This is a genomic window from Magnetospira sp. QH-2 (assembly GCF_000968135.1).
In the GTDB taxonomy this organism is placed as follows: domain Bacteria; phylum Pseudomonadota; class Alphaproteobacteria; order Rhodospirillales; family Magnetospiraceae; genus Magnetospira.
Window position 1 is genome coordinate 3,982,814 of sequence record NZ_FO538765.1, and the last position, 18,073, is coordinate 4,000,886.

Below are 18,073 nucleotides of genomic sequence, written 5' to 3' on the forward strand. Positions count from 1 at the left end.
GGCCACGGATCGTGAATAATTCGGGCTAGCAGGCTGCTGAATAAAGTCCGATTTCGAGCCTGTGGCGACACATGCTTCGACAAGCTCAGCATGAGAGCCTTTGAACTTTCAACATGATAGCCTCACCCTGAGCTTGTCGAAGGGTGAAGCGGGCGGCAGGACAACACTTTTTCAGATGGCGGTAATCGAGCAGTCAGGGATTGCCTAGACAGTCAGCTGGTCTCCACACTCGGTCTTGATCAAGTATCCGGGTCAATTCCTGGACATGGAACAGAGGAGACCAGCCATGGAGTATTTTGTTGGAATGGACGTATCGATGGCAAGCATTTCGATCTGTGAGATTGATGCAAAGGGAACCGTCATTCGCGAAGGCAAGGTGTCAAGCACACCCGAGGCGGTCGCCACTTGGCTCGAGGAAAGCGGGCGTGGCTTTGCGCGAATTGGGTTGGAAGCTGGCCCTCTGGCGCCTTGGCTGTACGCAGGACTGTCCAGTCGGGGCCTCCCTGTGATTTGTATCGAGACCCGGCAAATGAAGGCCTTTGCCAGCGCCAGCCCAGTCAAGACGGACCGTCGCGACGCCCGCTTGATCAGCCAGGCGATGCGGACCGGTTTGTACCGCGCGACCCACGTCAAGACCGCGCGCAGTCAGGAGCTCCGGATGGTGCTGACCCATCGGGAGACCCTGGTTCATCAGGTCCGTCAGTTGTCCAATACGGTACGAGGAACATTGAAAGCTTTCGGCCTCAAGGTCGGTATGGCGCGCGGACGCCTTTTCGCGGCGCGGGTTCGGGAATTGACGGCTGATAACCCGCACCTCAGCGCAGCCGCCGAGCCGCTCTTGCTTGCGCGCCAAGCCTTGCTCGAACAACTCGACAAGCTCGACCGGCAGGTTCATGCCGCTGCGCGCGATGATAGCGTTTGCCGGCGCCTGATGACCGTTCCCGGCGTCGGCCCGGTTACCGCCCTCGCTTTCAGGACAGGACTCGACGTGCCGGAACGGTTTCAAAAGTCGGTCATGGTCGGCGCCCACTTCGGGCTTGTCCCACGCAGATACGCCTCGGGAGAGCAGGACCGAAGCGGCCCCATCAGCAAGTGCGGAGATGCCATGGTTCGTTGGCTTTTGTTCGAGGCCGCCAATGCACTTCTCACTCGAACCCGCCGTTGGTCCTGGCTCAAACACTGGGGGCTCGCGGTCGCCAAAAGGCGCGGGATGAAACGCGCCAAGGTAGCCGTTGCCCGGCGTCTCGCCGTAATCATGCATCGCATGTGGATCGACGGCACGGACTTCCAGTACCGCAAGGAGGAGACCGCCATCTAAACACAACGAAAACCGAGATCGCCTGAAGGGCGGCCAGGACGCGTGGCGACGCGCGGGGCTCGGATGACAGCGCGCAGGCTGCAGTGGCGTAAGACCACGCTTTTCAGATTGCTGCACCCGATCCCCCTTGATCCCCATCATGCGGCGACGACGTCGACCGCGGACAGAAGCAAAGGGCGCCACATACCCCAGGTTCAAACCGACGGCTTGGAAATCAGCTTGACTCAAATGACTCGATTACAGAAGCAGCCTGTTAAAGCCATTCGCCCATCATCGGCACGGGCAGGGCGCTATCGCTGAAGGTGGGCAGGCGGCGGGCGTCGAATAGCTGATAGTGCCACCATTCATTGCGATAGAAATCCCACCCCGCCGTGGTCATCAGCCCCATGAGCAAGAGCCGATTGTGCTGGGCGGCGGGGGAGATGTCGCCATTGCCGTGGTGGGATAGCGGCGAAAAGCGGTCAAAAGGCGTGCCCATCTCCAATTCCCGGCCGTGCCGATCCAGCAAGGTCAGGTCGATGGCGGCGCCCCGGGAATGGGGGGATCCGCGCCGGGGATCGGCGAGGAATTCCGGATCCGGGGTATGGTTCCACAGCCTCCATTGTGCTTCGGAAGGGCGGAAAGCATCAAAGATCTTCAGCCGCCAGCCCTGAATGGCGGCCAGATCCACCGCCTGTCGCAGCAGTGCCTCGGCTTCGGGATGCAGATAGCAGGCCGCCCGGGTGTAGACCGGCTTGCCGGTAAAATTGTCGGCGGTGGCATAGGCGATATCCAAATCCACATTGTGGGTTTGCGGGGTAATCTCGATCAGCGGCATGGAGTGATCCGGGTTGGTTGTCGGGCGGGCTTGTGGGCAGTATAACCGGGGACCATGGAAAACCCAGCCCCCCTCCTATTGGCTCTCGATACCGCCACCAGCGGCTGTTCCGTCGCCCTGTGGCGGGCCGGCGAGACCCTGGCCCGGCGCGCGGAAGTCATGCCGCGGGGCCAGTCGGAAGCCTTGCTGCCCATGGTCAAGGCGGTGATGCAGGAGACCGGTCTGACATTTGATGCGGTGGATCGGCTGGTGGTGACCGTCGGCCCGGGTGCTTTTACCGGCCTGCGTATCGGATTGGCGGCGGCACGGGGACTGGCCCTGGCCATGAACCGCCCCATCGTGCCGGTCACCACCACCGAAGCGGTGGCCCAAGGGGTCCCGCCAGCGGAACGCCGGGGCCGGTCGGTGGTGGTGATCCTGGATAGCAAAAGGGCGGACTTTTTTGTTCAGTGTTTTGACCCCGCCTTGACGCCGCTCGGCGAGCCCGCCGCCCTGGCTCCGGAAGCCCTGGCCGATGGGCTCCCGGCCGGTCCGCTGCTTCTGGTCGGCGATGGGGTGGACAAGGCCGGGGCGCATTTGCCGGGGCGGGATGTCCGGGTTTCCACCGCCGCGTCCCTTCCCGATCCGGCGCACATGGCGGCCCTGGCCGCGGACCGAGAGGCCGTGAGCCATCCCACCCCTTTGTATCTCCGTCCTCCCGATGCCAAGCTGCCCAAAGACGGCGGCCGCCTGCGGCCATGACCTTGCAGGTGGAAGCCGTGGGTCCGGCCCACGCGGCGCTGCTGTCGCATTTACACGAAACGGCATTCGGCAGCCCCTGGCGGCGCGAGGATCTGCAATCCCTATTGGCCACGCCGGGTATTTTAGCCTTGATCGGGATCGCCAGTGAGGCCCCCGTGGCCTATATCCTCTGTCGTCAGGCCGCTGACGAAGCGGAAGTCATCTCCATCGCCACCCATCCCGACCACCAACGGCAGGGCCACGCCGCCCATCTTCTACGGGTTGCCCGGACACAATTGGCCGGTGTCGGGGCTCCCCGGTTGTTGCTGGAAGTGGCGGCGGACAATGATGCGGCCCGGGCTTTGTACGAACGGCAAGGATTCACGCCCATCGGTCGACGACCGGGCTACTACAAAAGATCCGAAGAAACGGCAGTGGATGCCTTGCTATTGGTATTTGATCAAGGTCAATAGTTGAATTTGGTCTCTATTTCAGTTGATAACAGTTCTTAATTAGAGAACACTTCAAATAAAACCCACATGGGTCCTTGCAGCACTTACATGCATTTAGTATAGTCAAAAAAAACCTTACACCGGGGGGGGTATTTCCTATGTCCGATAGTAATAATGTTGCAGAACTTTTAGAGCTGACCACCGAAATAGTTGCCGCCCATGTGGGCAATAATTCATTGGCGATCTCGGAACTGCCGACTCTTATTCAAGACGTTTACCGCACCCTGGCGACCCTCGATGAACCCGAGGTCACGGTTGAAAAGCCGCGCCCGGCGGTATCGATCAAAAAATCCATTCAACCGGATTTCCTGGTATGCCTGGAAGACGGCAAGAAGCTAAAAATGTTGAAGCGGCACCTTAAAACCGCCTACAACATGACTCCGGAAGAATATCGCGAACGCTGGAGCTTGCCCGCCGATTATCCCATGGTCGCGCCGAACTATGCGGCCCATCGCAGCAGCCTGGCGAAAAAGATCGGTCTGGGGACCAAGCCCCGGAAGTAGTCTCCGCGGTGTTTCCATCGATGGACGGGTTCCGATCGTTCGGGACCCCTGAAGCGCAGGGCGGACGAAACGGATCGTGACGACGGACATGGCGGATCAAAAGACCAAAGGCAGTGGTAATGGAATCCTTGGTGGTGTTTCCAGCATCGAGGAGCGTTGCGTATCCAGTGGCATGAAAATGACGGGCCAACGCCGGATTATTGCCCGGGTGCTGTCACAGGCCGAAGATCATCCCGACGTTGAGGAACTCTATCGCCGCGCCACGGCGGTGGATCCCAAGATCAGCATCGCCACCGTCTATCGCACCGTGCGCCTGCTCGAAGAGGCACAGATCATCGAGCGCCTTGATTTCGGCGATGGTCGGGCACGCTACGAACAGGCCCCCGACGAGCACCATGATCACCTGATCAATGTCAACACGGGCAAGGTGATCGAATTCCAAAACAGCGAAATCGAGGCCCTGCAACGACGCATCGCTCAGGAGTACGGATTTCGCTTGGTGGGGCACCGGCTGGAGCTATATGGTGTTCCCCTATCGGATGACGATCTTCAGGAATAGAGCCCCCTTCCGCCCGTGAAAAAGCTCCATATCAAGACTTTCGGCTGTCAAATGAATGTCTACGATTCGGCACGCATGGCCGATCTATTGGCACCGTTGGGCTATGAGCCGACCGAGGATCCGGCAAATGCCGACATGGTCATCCTCAATACCTGCCATATTCGCGAAAAAGCCGCCGAGAAGGTCTATTCGGATCTGGGCCGTTTGCGCCTGGACAAAGAAACGCGCGCCAAACGGGGCCACCGCACGGTGATCGCCGTGGCCGGCTGCGTCGCCCAGGCCGAGGGCGAGGAGATCCTGCGCCGGGCGCCCCATGTGGACCTGGTGGTCGGACCGCAGACCTATCATCGGCTGCCTGAAATGGTTGCCCGGGCCGAGCGGGCCGGTGGCCGGCAACTGGATACCGACTTTCCCGCCGATCCGAAATTCGACCATCTGCCCAAGCCCGGCGCCGCCGGTCAACCGTCGGCCTTCCTATCGGTGCAGGAGGGCTGCGACAAGTTCTGTACCTTCTGTGTGGTGCCTTATACCCGTGGCGCGGAGTATTCGCGCCCGCAGCCGGACATCCTCGCCGATGCCAGGGAACTGCTGACTCAGGGCGTGTGCGAGATCACCCTGGTGGGCCAGAACGTTAATGCCTATCACGGCGGCAAGGGCGGATTGGGCGGCCTTTTGCGCGCCCTGGCCGATCTGGGCGTGCCCCGGCTGCGGTATACCACGTCGCACCCGGCGGATATGGATGATGACCTGATCGCTGCCCATGGGGACTTGGATCAACTGATGCCGTTTCTGCACCTGCCGGTTCAGTCCGGTTCGGATGGTGTGCTCAAGGCCATGAACCGCAATCATGACGTGGCGGACTATTACCGCGTGGTGGACCGGCTGCGCAAGGTGCGGCCCGATCTGGCCCTGTCATCGGACTTCATCGTCGGCTTTCCTGGCGAGACCGACGCGGATTTCCAAGCGACCTTGGATCTGGTCAAGGACATCGGCTTTGCCCAGGCCTATTCTTTCAAATACAGCCCGCGCCCGGGAACGCCAGCGGCCTCCATGGAGATACAGGTCCCCGAGGAGCTCAAAAGCGCCCGACTGTCCAGCCTGCAAACGCAGCTCAATAACGACCAGGAAACCTTCAACCGGGCCTGCCTGGACCGGGTGATGCCGGTATTGCTCGACCGACCCGGTCGCCATCCTGGTCAGGCCGTGGGCCGCAGTCCCTATATGCAAGCCGTCCATGTGGAAGACGGCGAGAAATGGCTCAATCAGGTGGTCGATCTGCAAATCACCGCCGCCCATCCCAACAGTCTTTCCGGTGTTCCCCTGTCCCCCAACGCAAAGGCCTGCGCCTGATGCCTCCTGTTACCCCTCAGGATCCCTTTGATCCCAATTCCGGCCATTTGGTTCTTTCTTTCGACAATAATGACTTGGCCCGTACCTTGTTCGGGGCGGAAGAACGCCATCTCAAACATATCGAGAAAACCCTGAAAATCAGCTGCCCGAGCCGTGGCAACATGGTCGCCCTGGCGGGGCCGCCGGAAAAGCAACAGGCGGCGGCGGACGTGCTCAATGGGCTGTATGACCGGCTGGAAAGGAAATTGTCGGTGGGTCTGGGCGAGGTGGAAGCCGCCCTGCGCATGGTCGCGGGCGGGGTCCCGGCGGCGGCCATGGATGTGCAGGTCAGCACCCGCAAGCGAACCCTGAGCCCCCGGTCGCCGACCCAGGCCACCTATTTGAAGGCCATCGACGATCAGGAGCTGGTTTTCGGCGTGGGTCCAGCGGGCACCGGCAAGACCTATCTGGCGGTGGCCAAGGCGGTGGAACGATTGATCGCTGGCGAGGTGGACCGCATCATCCTGTCGCGCCCGGCGGTGGAGGCCGGTGAGCAATTGGGTTTTCTGCCTGGCGACATGCGGGAAAAAGTCGATCCCTATTTGCGGCCCTTGTACGATGCTCTCAATGACATGATGCCCGCCGATCAGGTGGAAAAACGCCTGGAAAAAGGCGAGATCGAGGTCGCGCCCCTGGCCTTTATGCGCGGTCGCACCCTGTCCAATGCCTTTGTCATTTTGGACGAGGCGCAAAATACCACCGCCGTGCAGATGAAGATGTTTCTCACCCGTCTGGGTCAGGGCTCGCGCATGGTGATCACCGGGGACCTGACTCAGGTGGACCTGCCGCGCGGCATCCGTTCGGGCCTGCGGGATGCGCTGGAGGTGCTCGATGGCGTCGAAGGCGTCGCCGTGACCCGGTTTCAGGAATCCGACGTGGTGCGCCACAACCTGGTGACCCGCATTGTCCGGGCCTATAACCATGTGGAATCGCGGCGCAAGGCTTCGGCGCCCTATGAACAGGAATAGTCCCGGATCATGTCCGAAAACCCTCTCGTGGACCTGACCATCGCCGTGAATTGCGCGGACTGGACCACCGCCCTGCCCGATGCCAAGGCTTTGGGCCGCCGCGCCGCCCTGGCCGTGCTGGGCAGGCCGACCGAGCCGGTGGAAGCATCGTTGGTGCTGGCCGACGATGAGACCGTCCGCGGGCTCAACTTGGACTACCGGGGCCGCGACGCGCCCACCAATGTCTTGTCTTTTGCCGATCTGGATGCAGGGCAGGCGGGTAAGGGCCCGAAAATGCTTGGCGATGTGATCATTGCCCTGGAGACCACTGTCCGTGAGGCGAAAGAGCAACAAAAGTCTTTCGCCGACCATTTCAGTCATCTGGTGGTTCATGGTATGCTCCACCTGCTCGGCTTCGACCATGAAGACAATGAAGAGGCCGACGTAATGGAACGATTGGAAACGGAACTTCTGGCCGGGCTCGGGATCATGGATCCCTACGCCTCTTCCGGGGCACAGGACGGCAACGGCCGAATGGATCAATGAACGACGACACTTCCCCTCCCCCGCCAACCAACGGGCATGGTGCCGCCAACGGTAGCCTTGTCACGTCCCTCCGCGACTGGTGGCGGGACAGACGCCCGGTGGACGATCCGGAGAATAGCCTCAAGGCCGCGATCGGTGAGTTGATCGAGGAACACGAGGAATCCGCTGCCCCCATTGCCGAACAGGAGAAGATCCTCCTCGACAATATCCTCTCTTTGCGCGAGCGGACCATGGGTGACGTGATGGTGCCCCGGGCCGATATCATCGCTTTGGAATGCGGCACATCGTTTGTCGAAGTGGTGGAATGCATGGTGAGCGAGGGACACTCGCGGCTACCGGTTTTCCGCGAGAACCTCGATGAGGCCATCGGCATGGTTCATATCAAGGATGCGCTGGGCTGGTGGGATCGCCAGGAGGAATTCGACCTGTCCAAGGTGGTGCGCGACCTGTTGTTTGTTTCTCCGTCCATGCGGGTATTGGAATTGTTGTTGGAGATGCGGGTCAGCCGCTGCCACTTGGCCTTGGTGGTCGATGAGTACGGCGGCATCGACGGGCTGGTGACCATTGAAGACCTGGTGGAGGAAATCGTCGGCGAAATCGAAGACGAACACGACCGGGACGAGGAGCCATCGTTGCAGGAAATGCCAGACGGCTCCTTCGAGACCAATGCGAGGCTATCCATCGAGGATTTCGAAGAGGCCCATGGCCACTATTTCGCCGACGAGGAACACGAAGACGTGGATACCCTGGGCGGTCTGGTGTTCGCCCTGGTGGGCCGGGTGCCCATTCGCGGCGAGCTGGTGTCCCATGCCAGCGGGATCGAATTCGAGATCCTGGACGCCGACCCGCGCCGCATTCGCCGTCTGCGGATCCGGCTTCCCGCCGCCCCGGCCAAACCCGACTAGGAGTTTCCCATGCGTAGATGGGCAGGCCGTTTCCGCAATTTGAGCGGCTGGCATCGGGCGTTGACATCCCTGGTCCTTGGATTGTTGTCGGTGGGGGCCTTGCCGCCATTGCATATCATTCCTCTTTTGGTGGTTGCCTTTGTCGGGCTGGTCTGGCTGTTGGATGGCGTGACCGGTCGTAAAAGCGCTTTTGCCGTCGGCTGGTGGTTCGGCCTGGGACATTTCGCCGGCGGGCTGTTCTGGGTCGCCGAGGCCTTTCTGGTCTATCCGGAAAAGCATGGCTGGATGATCCCCTTTGCCATCGTCTTTTTGGCCGGGGGGATGGCCTTGTTCTTCGGACTGGCGACCTTGCTGACCCACGCGATCGGCGGCCGCGGCATGGCACGGATCGTGGCGCTGGCCGCCGTCTGGACCCTGATGGAATGGGTCCGCGGATGGGCACTGACGGGGTTCCCCTGGAACCTGATGGCCACGGTTTGGACCGTCGCGCCATCGATGCTGCAAGGCGCGTCGCTGGTTGGGGCCTATGGCCTGAGCCTGATCACCGTATTGTTGGCGGCCCTGCCCGCGACCTTGGGCGATGTCGAAGAGCGTCCCTGGCGCCGCCGCCTACCGACCTTGGCGGCCTTGGTTGCTCTGGTGATCATGGGGAGTCTCGGAAGCTGGCGCCTCGAAGCCGCCGGTGAGCCGGGGGGGCGAGTGGTCGACGGAATTCACCTGCGTCTGGTGCAGCCGAACATCGATCAGAGTCTGAAATGGCTACCCAGTCTGCGCTCCCGCCATGTGGCCGATCAGATGGCGCTGAGCACCGCCGAGGGGGAAAACCCGGGTGAGCGGGTCACCCCGACCCATATCATTTGGGCCGAGACGGCTGTGCCCTACGACCTTTCCAACAACGAAAACCTCCGCCAGGTGCTGGGCCGGGTGGTGCCTCCCGGTGGCGCTCTGATCACCGGTGCGCCGCGCTGGCGTAATCCGGACAGCGAGGATCGCAGCCTCTGGAACAGCCTGCATGTGCTCAACGGCGACGGACAGTTCGTGGCTGATTACGACAAATTCCATCTGGTCCCGTTCGGCGAATACAATCCATTGGACTGGGTGCCCGGAGTCACCAAACTCACCAAGGGTCGGACGGACTATTCCCCGGGACCCGGCCCAAGGACCCTGAAAGTCGATGGTCTGCCGCCTTTTTCGCCATTGATTTGCTACGAAGTGATCTTCCCCGGAAACGTGGCCGATCCCGAGGATCGACCCCAATGGCTGCTCAATGTGACCAATGACGCCTGGTTCGGCATGTCCGCCGGTCCCTATCAGCATTTTGCCGCCGCCCGACTGCGGGCGGTGGAAGAGGGTCTTCCCCTGGTCCGGATATCCAACAGTGGTATATCGGGCGTTGTGGAGCCTTTTGGGCGCGTCCTGGCCCATCTGCCCCTGGGCAGCCGGGGGCGGCTCGACAGCACTTTGCCGCAAGCGATTGAAAAAGCGCCCCTCTTTGCCCGCGTGGGTAACGCCATTCCGCTTGCCTTATCCATCCTGATGATCGGAATTGTTCTTGCCAACCGGGCTTTTGATCGCCTAAAAGTAGACAGGTGAGGCGGTAACTAAGACAGTTTCTCAACAGTCTTATTGACCCTATACCTAGGTGTAAAGTAGTCTGTGGTTGAATTCTCGGACCACCCATCCGATATAACACTCATAAGGGAAACCCAGAGCGAGCCATGACAGCCATGCCCCCGAACGAAGACCCCGCCGTCCGCAAACGCAAGCTCAGTGACAAGCGCCTGCCGCCGGGGGTTCCCAATCCCATTGATATCCATGTGGGCAGCCGGGTGCGGTTGCGCCGGACCCTGATGGGCATGAGCCAGGAGAAGCTGGGCGAGGCCGTGGGCCTGACCTTTCAGCAGATTCAGAAGTACGAGCGCGGTGCCAACCGGATCGGTGCCAGCCGTTTGTTTGAACTGAGCCGCATTCTCGATGTGCCGGTGGCGTTTTTCTTCGATGATATGTCGGAGGATCTGAAAACCAAGCGCGGCATGGAACTGCTCGGCTTCCAAGATCAGGCTCAGGCCGAGATCGAAGCGGATCCCATGACCCGGCGCGAGACCCTGGAACTGGTACGCGCCTACTACAAAGTGGGTGACCCGGTGGTCCGCCGCCGTCTGTTCGAGCTGGCCAAATCCCTGGCCAAGACCGATCTGGAGACGGCTCTTTCCGAAGAACCCTAAGCGTCGGGCCCTGTCCCGGCAGGTTCCTCTTGACCGATCAAACGTTCCTTGCCACAACAAGGCGCGTTTTTTCGTATGCCCCATCCGTTCTTTTCGAAAAGGAGAGTATCCGTGTCCACTTCCGCGGCCTCGTACCTGTTTACCAGTGAATCCGTTTCCGAAGGTCATCCCGACAAGGTCTGCGACCGGATCTCCGATAGCATCGTCGATTTGTTTTTGGCTTCCGGCGACCCCAACGTGCGCGTCGCGGCGGAAACCATGTGCACGACCAACTTCGTCGCCTTGGCGGGTGAAGTGCGCGGGCCGGACAATCTGGGTCACGACCAGTTCAAAGAAGCCGCTCGGCAGGCCATCAAGGACATCGGCTATGAACAGCATGGCTTCCATTGGCGCGATGCGGAAATCATCTCGCACATCCATTCCCAGTCCGCCGATATTGCCATGGGCGTGGACGCCGCGGGCAACAAAGACGAGGGCGCGGGCGACCAGGGCATTATGTTCGGGTATGCCTGCAACGAGACCGATGCGCTGATGCCGGCGCCGATCCAGTATTCCCACGAGATCCTGCGGCTGATGGCCGAGGCCCGCCATGCCGAAGCCAATTCCGGCCTGGGCCCGGATTCCAAGAGCCAGGTGACTCTGCAATATGAAAACGGCAAGCCGGTCCGCGCCACTTCGGTGGTGGTCTCCACACAACATGCCGAACACTTGGAGCAAGACGCCATCCGCGAGATCGTTCGTCCTTTCGTCGAGAAGGTTCTTCCGGCGGGCTGGATGTGCGACGACGCTCAGTTTTATGTCAATCCCACCGGCCGGTTCGTCATCGGCGGTCCTGACGGCGACGCCGGTCTGACCGGACGCAAGATCATCGTCGATACCTATGGCGGCGCGGCGCCCCATGGCGGCGGCGCTTTCTCCGGCAAGGATCCGACCAAGGTGGACCGGTCGGCGGCCTATGTGACCCGCTATCTGGCCAAGAACGTGGTGGCCGCCGGTCTCGCCGAGCGCTGCACCATTCAGCTGGCCTATGCCATCGGCGTGTCCCATCCGCTATCGGTCTATGTCAACACCCACGAGACCGGCAACGTGGATGAGGCCAAATTGGTCAAGGTGCTGCAGGAAATGGTCGATCTGCGGCCGCGCGGCATCCGCGAGCATCTGCAACTCAACCGGCCGATCTATGCCCGCACCGCCGCTTATGGCCACTTTGGGCGTACGCCGGAAGACGACGGCGGCTTCTCCTGGGAGAAGACCGACCTGGTGGCTGGTTTGAAGTCCGCCTTCGGGGCGTGACTCCGGACGACCTGAACAGGGATCCCGCACGGCGGCTGTATGGCCGCCGCCAGGGCAAGCCCCTACGGACCAACCGGCAGAAGCTCGTGGAGGAGCTTCTGCCGGCGCTGCGTCTGGACCTGGATGGTCCCCTTGATCCCGCCTCGCTGTTCGAGCGCCCGTTCGGCGAACTTTGGCTGGAGCTGGGCTTCGGCGGTGGCGAGCACCTGGCTGCCCAGGCCGCGGCGCGGCGCGATGTGGGCTTTATCGGCTGCGAGCCTTTTATCAACGGAGTCGCGCGGCTGCTCACCGAAATCCGCGACCGCGACCTGGACAATATCCGGCTGCTCGATGACGATGCCCGCAAGGTCTTTGATCGCCTGCCCGACGCCAGCCTGGACCGGGTGTTCGTGCTGTTCCCCGACCCCTGGCCCAAGAGCCGACATGCCAAGCGACGATTCATCTGCCCGCCCAATCTGGATCTGCTGGCCCGGGTGATGAAACCGGGCGCGGAACTGCGCGTCGCCTCCGACCATATGACCTACATTCGCTGGGCCCTGCGCCACCTGATGGATCATCCGAAATTCCAATGGACGGCCCGCCGTGCCGAGGACTGGCGGCACCGGCCCGCCGACGCGGAAATCACCCGCTACGAATCCAAGGCGTTGGCCAAGGGCGACCGCTGTGTCTATTTGACGTTCGTGCGGACGGAGTGATGAAAATCCTTGCCATCGGAGCCCCGCTGAGCCTATAGTCCCGGCCAATGTTCTTTGGATCGCTGATTGACAGCACTTCGAAGGTGGGCCTCCGGCCCGCTTTTTTGTTTTTAGAAGCCTGTATCGAGTGATTTGTTATCTGGTGACGGACGACCTATGGAGTTGAGCATACGCATCGCCGAGTTGATCGGCCCGACCATTGAGGACATGGGCTACGACCTGGTCCGAGTCCAAACCACCGGCAACCGGCATATGACTTTACAGATCATGGCCGAACCGTCGGACGGGCGGGACATGAACGTAGACGATTGCGCGACCGTCAGCCGGGCCGTTTCAGCCTTGCTGGATGTGGAAGACCCCATTGAACAGAACTACACCCTGGAGGTCAGTTCTCCGGGGTTGGACAGACCGCTGACCCGGCCCAAGGACTTTGTCCGCTATGCCGGTTTCGAGGCGAAAGTGGAACTGGCACGGCCGCAAAACGGCCAACGGCGGTTCAGAGGAATTCTAGGCGGCATGGAAGAAGAATCCGTGCTGCTGGATATGGAGGACGGCGCCCAAGCGGCCCTACCCTTCGATGAGATTGCCAGAGCCAAGCTGGTCCTGAATGACCATCTGATGGCCGAGGCGGGAAACAGGAACGTGACGGAAGCGAGCGGACGAGACGCTGATGAACATGGATAGCACGATCGAACAAGGCCGGCCCGAGCTGTTGCAGGTAGCCGACGCCGTGGCCCGTGAAAAGGGTATCGAACGGGACGAGGTTCTGGAGGCCATGGAGCAGGCCATTCAGAAAGCGGGCCGCAACAAATACGGCCATGAGCACGATATTCGGGCTCATATCGACCGCAAGTCGGGGGAAATCAAGCTCGCCCGCTATATCGAAGTGGTCGCGCTGGCCGAGGAAGTGGAGAACGAGGTCACTCAGCTGACCCTGGAGCAGGCCCAACGCAAGCAGGCCGATGTCGCCGTGGGCGAGTTCCTGATTGATCCGCTGCCGCCCATCGATTTCGGCCGTATCGCCGCTCAGACCGCCAAGCAGGTCATCGTGCAAAAGGTACGCGACGCCGAGCGCAAACGTCAGTTCGAGGAATACAAGGGCCGCGTCGGTGAAGTGGTCAACGGATTGGTCAAAAGGGTTGAATTCGGCAACGTGGTGGTCGATCTGGGCCGGGCCGAGGCGCTGCTTCGCCGCGACGAGAGCATCCCCCGCGAGCACTTCAACAATGGCGACCGGGTACGTGCCTATATCATGGACGTCCGCGAAGAGCCGCGCGGGCCGCAGATTTTCGTGTCCCGCGCCCATCCGGAATTCATGACCAAGCTGTTCACCCAGGAAGTACCGGAAATCTACGATGGCATCATCGAGGTCAAGTCGGTGGCCCGGGATCCGGGCTCGCGGGCCAAGATCGCCGTGTTGTCCAACGACTCGGGCATTGATCCCGTCGGTGCCTGCGTCGGCATGCGGGGCTCCCGCGTTCAGGCGGTGGTCGGCGAACTGCAAGGTGAAAAGATCGACATCATTCAGTGGTCTCAGGACCCGGCGACCTTCATCGTCAACGGCCTCGCCCCGGCGGAAGTGGCCAAGGTGGTGTTGGACGAAGAAGCCAACCGCATTGAAGTGGTGGTGCCTGACGATCAGCTGAGCCTGGCCATTGGTCGGCGCGGCCAGAATGTGCGCCTGGCGTCCAAGCTGACCGGCTGGGAAATCGATATCCTCACCGAGGAAGAAGAATCCCAGCGGCGTCAGGAAGAGTTCCACAGCCGCTCCAAGATGTTCATCGATGCCCTGGATGTGGACGACGTGATCGCCCATTTGCTGGTCACCGAAGGCTTTACCTCGGTGGAGGAAGTGGCTTTCGTACCGGTGGAGGAATTGGCATCCATCGAAGGCTTCGACGAGGAAGTGGGCGAGGAACTGCGCAATCGTGCCCGGGATTACATGGAACGGGTCGACGAAGAAGCCACCTCGCGGCGTCGCGAGTTGGGTGTCGACGAAGAACTGGCGGCGGTCGAAGGATTGTCACCGGTGATGTTGGCGCAGCTGGGCGAGAACGGGGTCAAAACCCTGGACGACCTGGCCGATCTGACCGGCGATGAACTGCGGTTTATCCTGCTGCGCGAAAAGGGCGAGGCGACCCTGGACGGGCTGTTGGAGATGGACGATGCGGCTTTGCGCAGCTTGCTGCTGTTGAGCCCCATGTCCGCCGACGAGGCCGACGTGGTGATCATGGCCGCCCGCGCCCATTGGTTCGAAGACGAAGAAGCGCCCGAATCGGGCGAGGGAGCGGCCGGTGGCGAGGGCGAAAGCGCCTGAACGACGGTCTAAAAAGCACGACGACGGGGATGAACCGCGCCGTCGTTGTGTGGTGACTGGCGATACCCTGCCTAAAACGGCGATGATCCGTTTCGTGGTGGGGCCTGCCGGAGAGGTGGTCCCCGACGTGGAAAACCGCCTACCCGGAAGGGGAATCTGGTTGAGCGCGCGGCGCAGTGTGGTAAATACAGCCTGCGCCAAACGGTCATTTGCCCGTGCCGCCCGCGCGGCGGTGACCACGCCGGATGATCTGGCCGACCGGGTCGAGGCCTTGTTGATCGGGCGATGCTTGGCCCTGGTGGGGCTGGCCCGGCGCGGCGGACAACTGGTCGCCGGGTATGAAAAGGTTCGCGCGCGGTTGCGCGAGAATTGGGGCAGACTGCTGTTGGCGGCAGCCGATGGTGCCGATGGATCCCGGTCCAAGGTGCGGGCCCTGGCGCCGGACCTGCCGGTGGCGGATCCGCTAAGCGCCGAGCAATTGGGCCAGGCGCTGGGCCGTGAGGCGGCGGTGCATGTGCTGATCGGTCCCGGGGGGCTGGCGGCGCGACTGAAGACCGAATGCGACCGTCTGGCTGGCTTCCGCGAGCCGCCGACGGACCAAGGGGAAGCCGAACTGGTCGGGGACCCGAATGAACGATTGATGTGAACGGATTGTCATGACCGAGACCGAGACCGAAAACAAGGACGAGAAAAAGCTGACGCTGTCGCGGCCGAAGAAACTCGAGCTGAAAAAGACCGTCGAGACCGGCCAAGTGCGTCAAAGCTTCTCCCACGGACGATCGAAGACGGTCACCGTCGAGGTGCGCAAGAAGCGGACCTACGAGCGCGGCGCCAGCGGACGCATGACCAAGGTCGATGGTAAATTAGTCGAGGAGGCAGCGCCCGCCCCGGCTCCCGTTGCCGCCGAATCGGTGCCGACTCCCGAGGCAATTCCTGAAGAACCGTCCCACGCCAATCTGACCGACCAGGAAAAGGCTGTCCGCGTCAAAGCCTTGCAGGAGGCCCTTAAGGCCGAAGAGGAAAACAAGCGCCTGGAAGCCGAGCGCCTGGAACGGGAAAAGAAGGAAGCCGAGGAACGCAAGCGCCGGGCCGAGGAAGAGGCCAAGAACCCGCCGCCGCCGGCACCGGAACCCAAGCAGGCGCCGCCCGCCAAGGCCACCAAACCGGCTCCAGCCCCGGCCTCCATGCCGTTGCCGCCATCGGAAAAGCCCGATGCCAAACCGGCGCCGAAGCCTGCCGCCAAGGCCGCCGAGGAAGCCAAGCTCAAGCGGGCCAAGGAAGAACAGCAGCGCAAGACCCCGACCCGTGGACGTGGTGGGGACCAGCGCCGCCGCTCTGGCAAGCTGACCATTGCCGCCGCTCTGGACGACAACGAGCGGACGCGCAGTCTGGCCTCCGTACGCCGGGCGCGGGAGAAGGAAAAACAGAAACTGCGTCAGGCCACCGGCGCCGACGCCAAGAAAATCATCCGCGAAGTCACCCTGCCGGAAATCATCACCGTGCAGGAACTGTCCAACCGCATGGCCGAGCGCGGTGCCGACGTGATCAAATCGCTGATGAAAATGGGCGAGATGGCGACCATCAACCAGACCATCGACGCCGATACCGCCGAACTGGTGATCGAGGAATTCGGCCATACGGTCAAGCGCGTGTCCGATTCCGACGTGGAAATTGGTTTGGTGGGCGAAGACGACAGCGACGAGAATATGCAACAGCGCCCGCCGGTGGTCACCGTCATGGGCCATGTGGATCACGGCAAAACCTCATTGCTTGATGCCCTGCGTGCCACGGATGTGGCGGGCGGCGAAGCGGGCGGTATCACCCAGCATATCGGTGCCTATCAGGTCACTTTGGAATCAGGGGCCAAGATCAGCTTTATCGATACTCCGGGTCACGCCGCCTTTACCCAAATGCGCGCCCGTGGCGCCCGCATCACCGACGTGGTGGTGCTGGTGGTGGCCGCCGATGACGGCATCATGCCGCAAACGGTGGAAGCCATTCATCACGCCAAGGCCGCCGAAGTACCGATCATCGTGGCCATCAACAAGATGGACAAGCCCGACGCCGACCCCACCCGGGTACGCAACGAATTGCTGCAACACGAGCTGGTACCCGAGGAAATGGGCGGTGATCTGATTACCGTCGAGGTATCCGCCAAGGCGCGCACCAACCTGGACAAGCTCGAAGAGATGATCCTGCTCCAGGCCGAAATGCTCGACCTGAAGGCCAACCCCGATCGGGCCTGCGAAGGCGTGGTCATCGAGGCCAAAATGGAACGCGGACGCGGTTCCGTTGCCACCGTGCTGGTTCAGCGCGGCACTCTGTCCATCGGTGATTTGTTTGTTTCCGGTAAGGAATGGGGCCGTGTCCGGGCCCTGGTCAACGACCATGGCGAACAGGTCAAGTCCGTGGGGCCGGCCATGCCGGTCGAGGTTCTGGGCCTCAACGGCACACCGTCCGCCGGTGATGATTTTGTCGTCGTCGAGGACGAACAGCGGGCGCGTGAGATCAGCGAATTCCGCGAGCGTCGCGAGCGTCAGGCCCGGGCCGCCGCCACCAAGCGCGGTACCTTGGAACAGATGTTCGAGAGCATCCAGGCCGGAGAGGTCAAGGAATTGCCCGTGGTCATCAAGGGTGATGTGCAGGGCTCGGTCGAGGCCATCATCGGATCTCTGGAGAAATTGGGGAACGAGGAAGTCAAGGTGACCGTCCTCCACTCGGCGGTGGGCGGCGTCAACGAATCCGACATCACCTTGGCCCAGGCCTCCGGGGCCGTGGTCATCGGCTTCAATGTCCGCGCCAACCCGCAGGCCCGCGACATGGCCCGCCGGGACAGCGTCGATATCCGCTACTACTCGATCATCTATGACGTCACCGACGACCTGAAGAAGGCGTTGACCGGCATCATGGCACCGACCCTGCGCGAGAGCTTCCTCGGCTATGCGGAGATTCGCGAGGTCTTCCGGGTGACCAAGGTGGGTGCGGTGGCCGGTTGCATGATCACCGACGGTACCGTCAAGCGCGGCGCCAAGGTGCGCCTGTTGCGCGACGACGTGGTGATCCACGAAGGTGCCCTATCGACCCTCAAGCGGTTCAAGGACGACGTGAAGGAAGTCAAGGAAGGCTTCGAATGCGGCATGTCGTTCGAGAACTATGACGACCTTAAGAAGGGCGACATGATCGAGTGCTTCGAGATCGAGGAGGTAGCAGGGGAGCTTTAAGGATGGAGAGGCCCTGGATCACCTCGCCGCGCGACAAGCTCAAGGCGAGCTTCCATGGTTAGCCTACCCTCATCCTGAGCCTGGTCGAGCCTCATCCTGAGCCTGT

18 protein-coding genes are annotated in these 18,073 nt (G+C 61.7%); 17 read left to right on the top strand and 1 reads right to left on the bottom strand.

The window, feature by feature from the left end:
* The first annotated feature begins 286 nt into the window (after positions 1–286).
* On the top strand, positions 287–1,318 hold the full coding sequence (locus MGMAQ_RS18720; protein WP_046020119.1) for an IS110 family transposase: 1,032 nt from the start codon (positions 287–289) through the stop codon (positions 1,316–1,318).
* 253 nt (positions 1,319–1,571) lie between these two features.
* Here MGMAQ_RS18720 and ddpX read toward each other — a convergent pair whose 3' ends face one another.
* Positions 1,572–2,135: a D-alanyl-D-alanine dipeptidase gene (gene ddpX / locus MGMAQ_RS18725; protein ID WP_046022747.1), complete on the bottom strand. Its 564-nt coding sequence runs from the start codon at positions 2,133–2,135 to the stop codon at positions 1,572–1,574.
* A gap of 54 nt (positions 2,136–2,189) precedes the next feature.
* On the opposite strand from ddpX, the gene tsaB reads away from it, so the two are divergent.
* From tsaB to infB, 16 genes are all read left to right on the top strand, one after another.
* Positions 2,190–2,876 carry a tRNA (adenosine(37)-N6)-threonylcarbamoyltransferase complex dimerization subunit type 1 TsaB gene (gene tsaB, locus MGMAQ_RS18730; RefSeq protein WP_046022748.1) on the top strand — a complete coding sequence of 229 codons (687 nt, stop codon included), beginning with the start codon at positions 2,190–2,192 and terminating at the stop codon, positions 2,874–2,876.
* Positions 2,873–3,328 carry a GNAT family N-acetyltransferase gene (locus MGMAQ_RS18735; protein WP_046022749.1) on the top strand — a complete coding sequence of 152 codons (456 nt, stop codon included), beginning with the start codon at positions 2,873–2,875 and terminating at the stop codon, positions 3,326–3,328. Before tsaB ends, MGMAQ_RS18735 begins: the two co-directional genes overlap by 4 nt.
* 137 nt (positions 3,329–3,465) lie before the next feature.
* Positions 3,466–3,870, top strand: coding sequence for a MucR family transcriptional regulator (locus MGMAQ_RS18740; RefSeq protein WP_046022750.1), 405 nt, complete (start codon positions 3,466–3,468; stop codon positions 3,868–3,870).
* An 88-nt stretch (positions 3,871–3,958) separates the two neighbouring features.
* On the top strand, positions 3,959–4,429 hold the full coding sequence (locus tag MGMAQ_RS18745) for a Fur family transcriptional regulator (protein ID WP_046022751.1): 471 nt from the start codon (positions 3,959–3,961) through the stop codon (positions 4,427–4,429).
* A 15-nt stretch (positions 4,430–4,444) separates the two neighbouring features.
* Complete coding sequence (gene miaB / locus MGMAQ_RS18750; protein WP_256379961.1) at positions 4,445–5,779, top strand: tRNA (N6-isopentenyl adenosine(37)-C2)-methylthiotransferase MiaB; 1,335 nt, start codon at positions 4,445–4,447, stop codon at positions 5,777–5,779.
* On the top strand, positions 5,779–6,786 hold the full coding sequence (locus MGMAQ_RS18755; RefSeq protein WP_046022752.1) for a PhoH family protein: 1,008 nt from the start codon (positions 5,779–5,781) through the stop codon (positions 6,784–6,786). Before miaB ends, MGMAQ_RS18755 begins: the two co-directional genes overlap by 1 nt.
* Before the next feature lie 9 nt (positions 6,787–6,795).
* Positions 6,796–7,311, top strand: a complete 516-nt coding sequence (ybeY, locus tag MGMAQ_RS18760; RefSeq protein WP_046022753.1) for an rRNA maturation RNase YbeY — start codon at positions 6,796–6,798, stop codon at positions 7,309–7,311.
* On the top strand, positions 7,308–8,216 hold the full coding sequence (locus tag MGMAQ_RS18765) for a hemolysin family protein (protein WP_046022754.1): 909 nt from the start codon (positions 7,308–7,310) through the stop codon (positions 8,214–8,216). The genes ybeY and MGMAQ_RS18765 overlap by 4 nt, the downstream gene beginning before the upstream one ends.
* Before the next feature lie 9 nt (positions 8,217–8,225).
* Positions 8,226–9,809: an apolipoprotein N-acyltransferase gene (gene lnt, locus MGMAQ_RS18770; protein WP_046022755.1), complete on the top strand. Its 1,584-nt coding sequence runs from the start codon at positions 8,226–8,228 to the stop codon at positions 9,807–9,809.
* A 134-nt stretch (positions 9,810–9,943) separates the two neighbouring features.
* Complete coding sequence (locus MGMAQ_RS18775) at positions 9,944–10,441, top strand: helix-turn-helix domain-containing protein (RefSeq protein WP_082085609.1); 498 nt, start codon at positions 9,944–9,946, stop codon at positions 10,439–10,441.
* A gap of 111 nt (positions 10,442–10,552) precedes the next feature.
* Positions 10,553–11,734: a methionine adenosyltransferase gene (gene metK / locus MGMAQ_RS18780; RefSeq protein WP_371258372.1), complete on the top strand. Its 1,182-nt coding sequence runs from the start codon at positions 10,553–10,555 to the stop codon at positions 11,732–11,734.
* On the top strand, positions 11,731–12,429 hold the full coding sequence (trmB, locus tag MGMAQ_RS18785) for a tRNA (guanosine(46)-N7)-methyltransferase TrmB (protein ID WP_046022757.1): 699 nt from the start codon (positions 11,731–11,733) through the stop codon (positions 12,427–12,429). Before metK ends, trmB begins: the two co-directional genes overlap by 4 nt.
* A 156-nt stretch (positions 12,430–12,585) precedes the next feature.
* Positions 12,586–13,113 (top strand): ribosome maturation factor RimP, encoded by a 528-nt coding sequence (gene rimP, locus MGMAQ_RS18790; RefSeq protein ID WP_046022758.1) that lies wholly within the window; start codon positions 12,586–12,588, stop codon positions 13,111–13,113.
* Positions 13,106–14,746, top strand: a complete 1,641-nt coding sequence (nusA, locus tag MGMAQ_RS18795; protein ID WP_046023546.1) for a transcription termination factor NusA — start codon at positions 13,106–13,108, stop codon at positions 14,744–14,746. Before rimP ends, nusA begins: the two co-directional genes overlap by 8 nt.
* Positions 14,724–15,392, top strand: a complete 669-nt coding sequence (locus MGMAQ_RS18800) for an RNA-binding protein (protein ID WP_046022759.1) — start codon at positions 14,724–14,726, stop codon at positions 15,390–15,392. Before nusA ends, MGMAQ_RS18800 begins: the two co-directional genes overlap by 23 nt.
* Before the next feature lie 10 nt (positions 15,393–15,402).
* On the top strand, positions 15,403–17,967 hold the full coding sequence (gene infB, locus MGMAQ_RS18805; RefSeq protein WP_046022760.1) for a translation initiation factor IF-2: 2,565 nt from the start codon (positions 15,403–15,405) through the stop codon (positions 17,965–17,967).
* Positions 17,968–18,073: the final 106 nt, after the last annotated feature.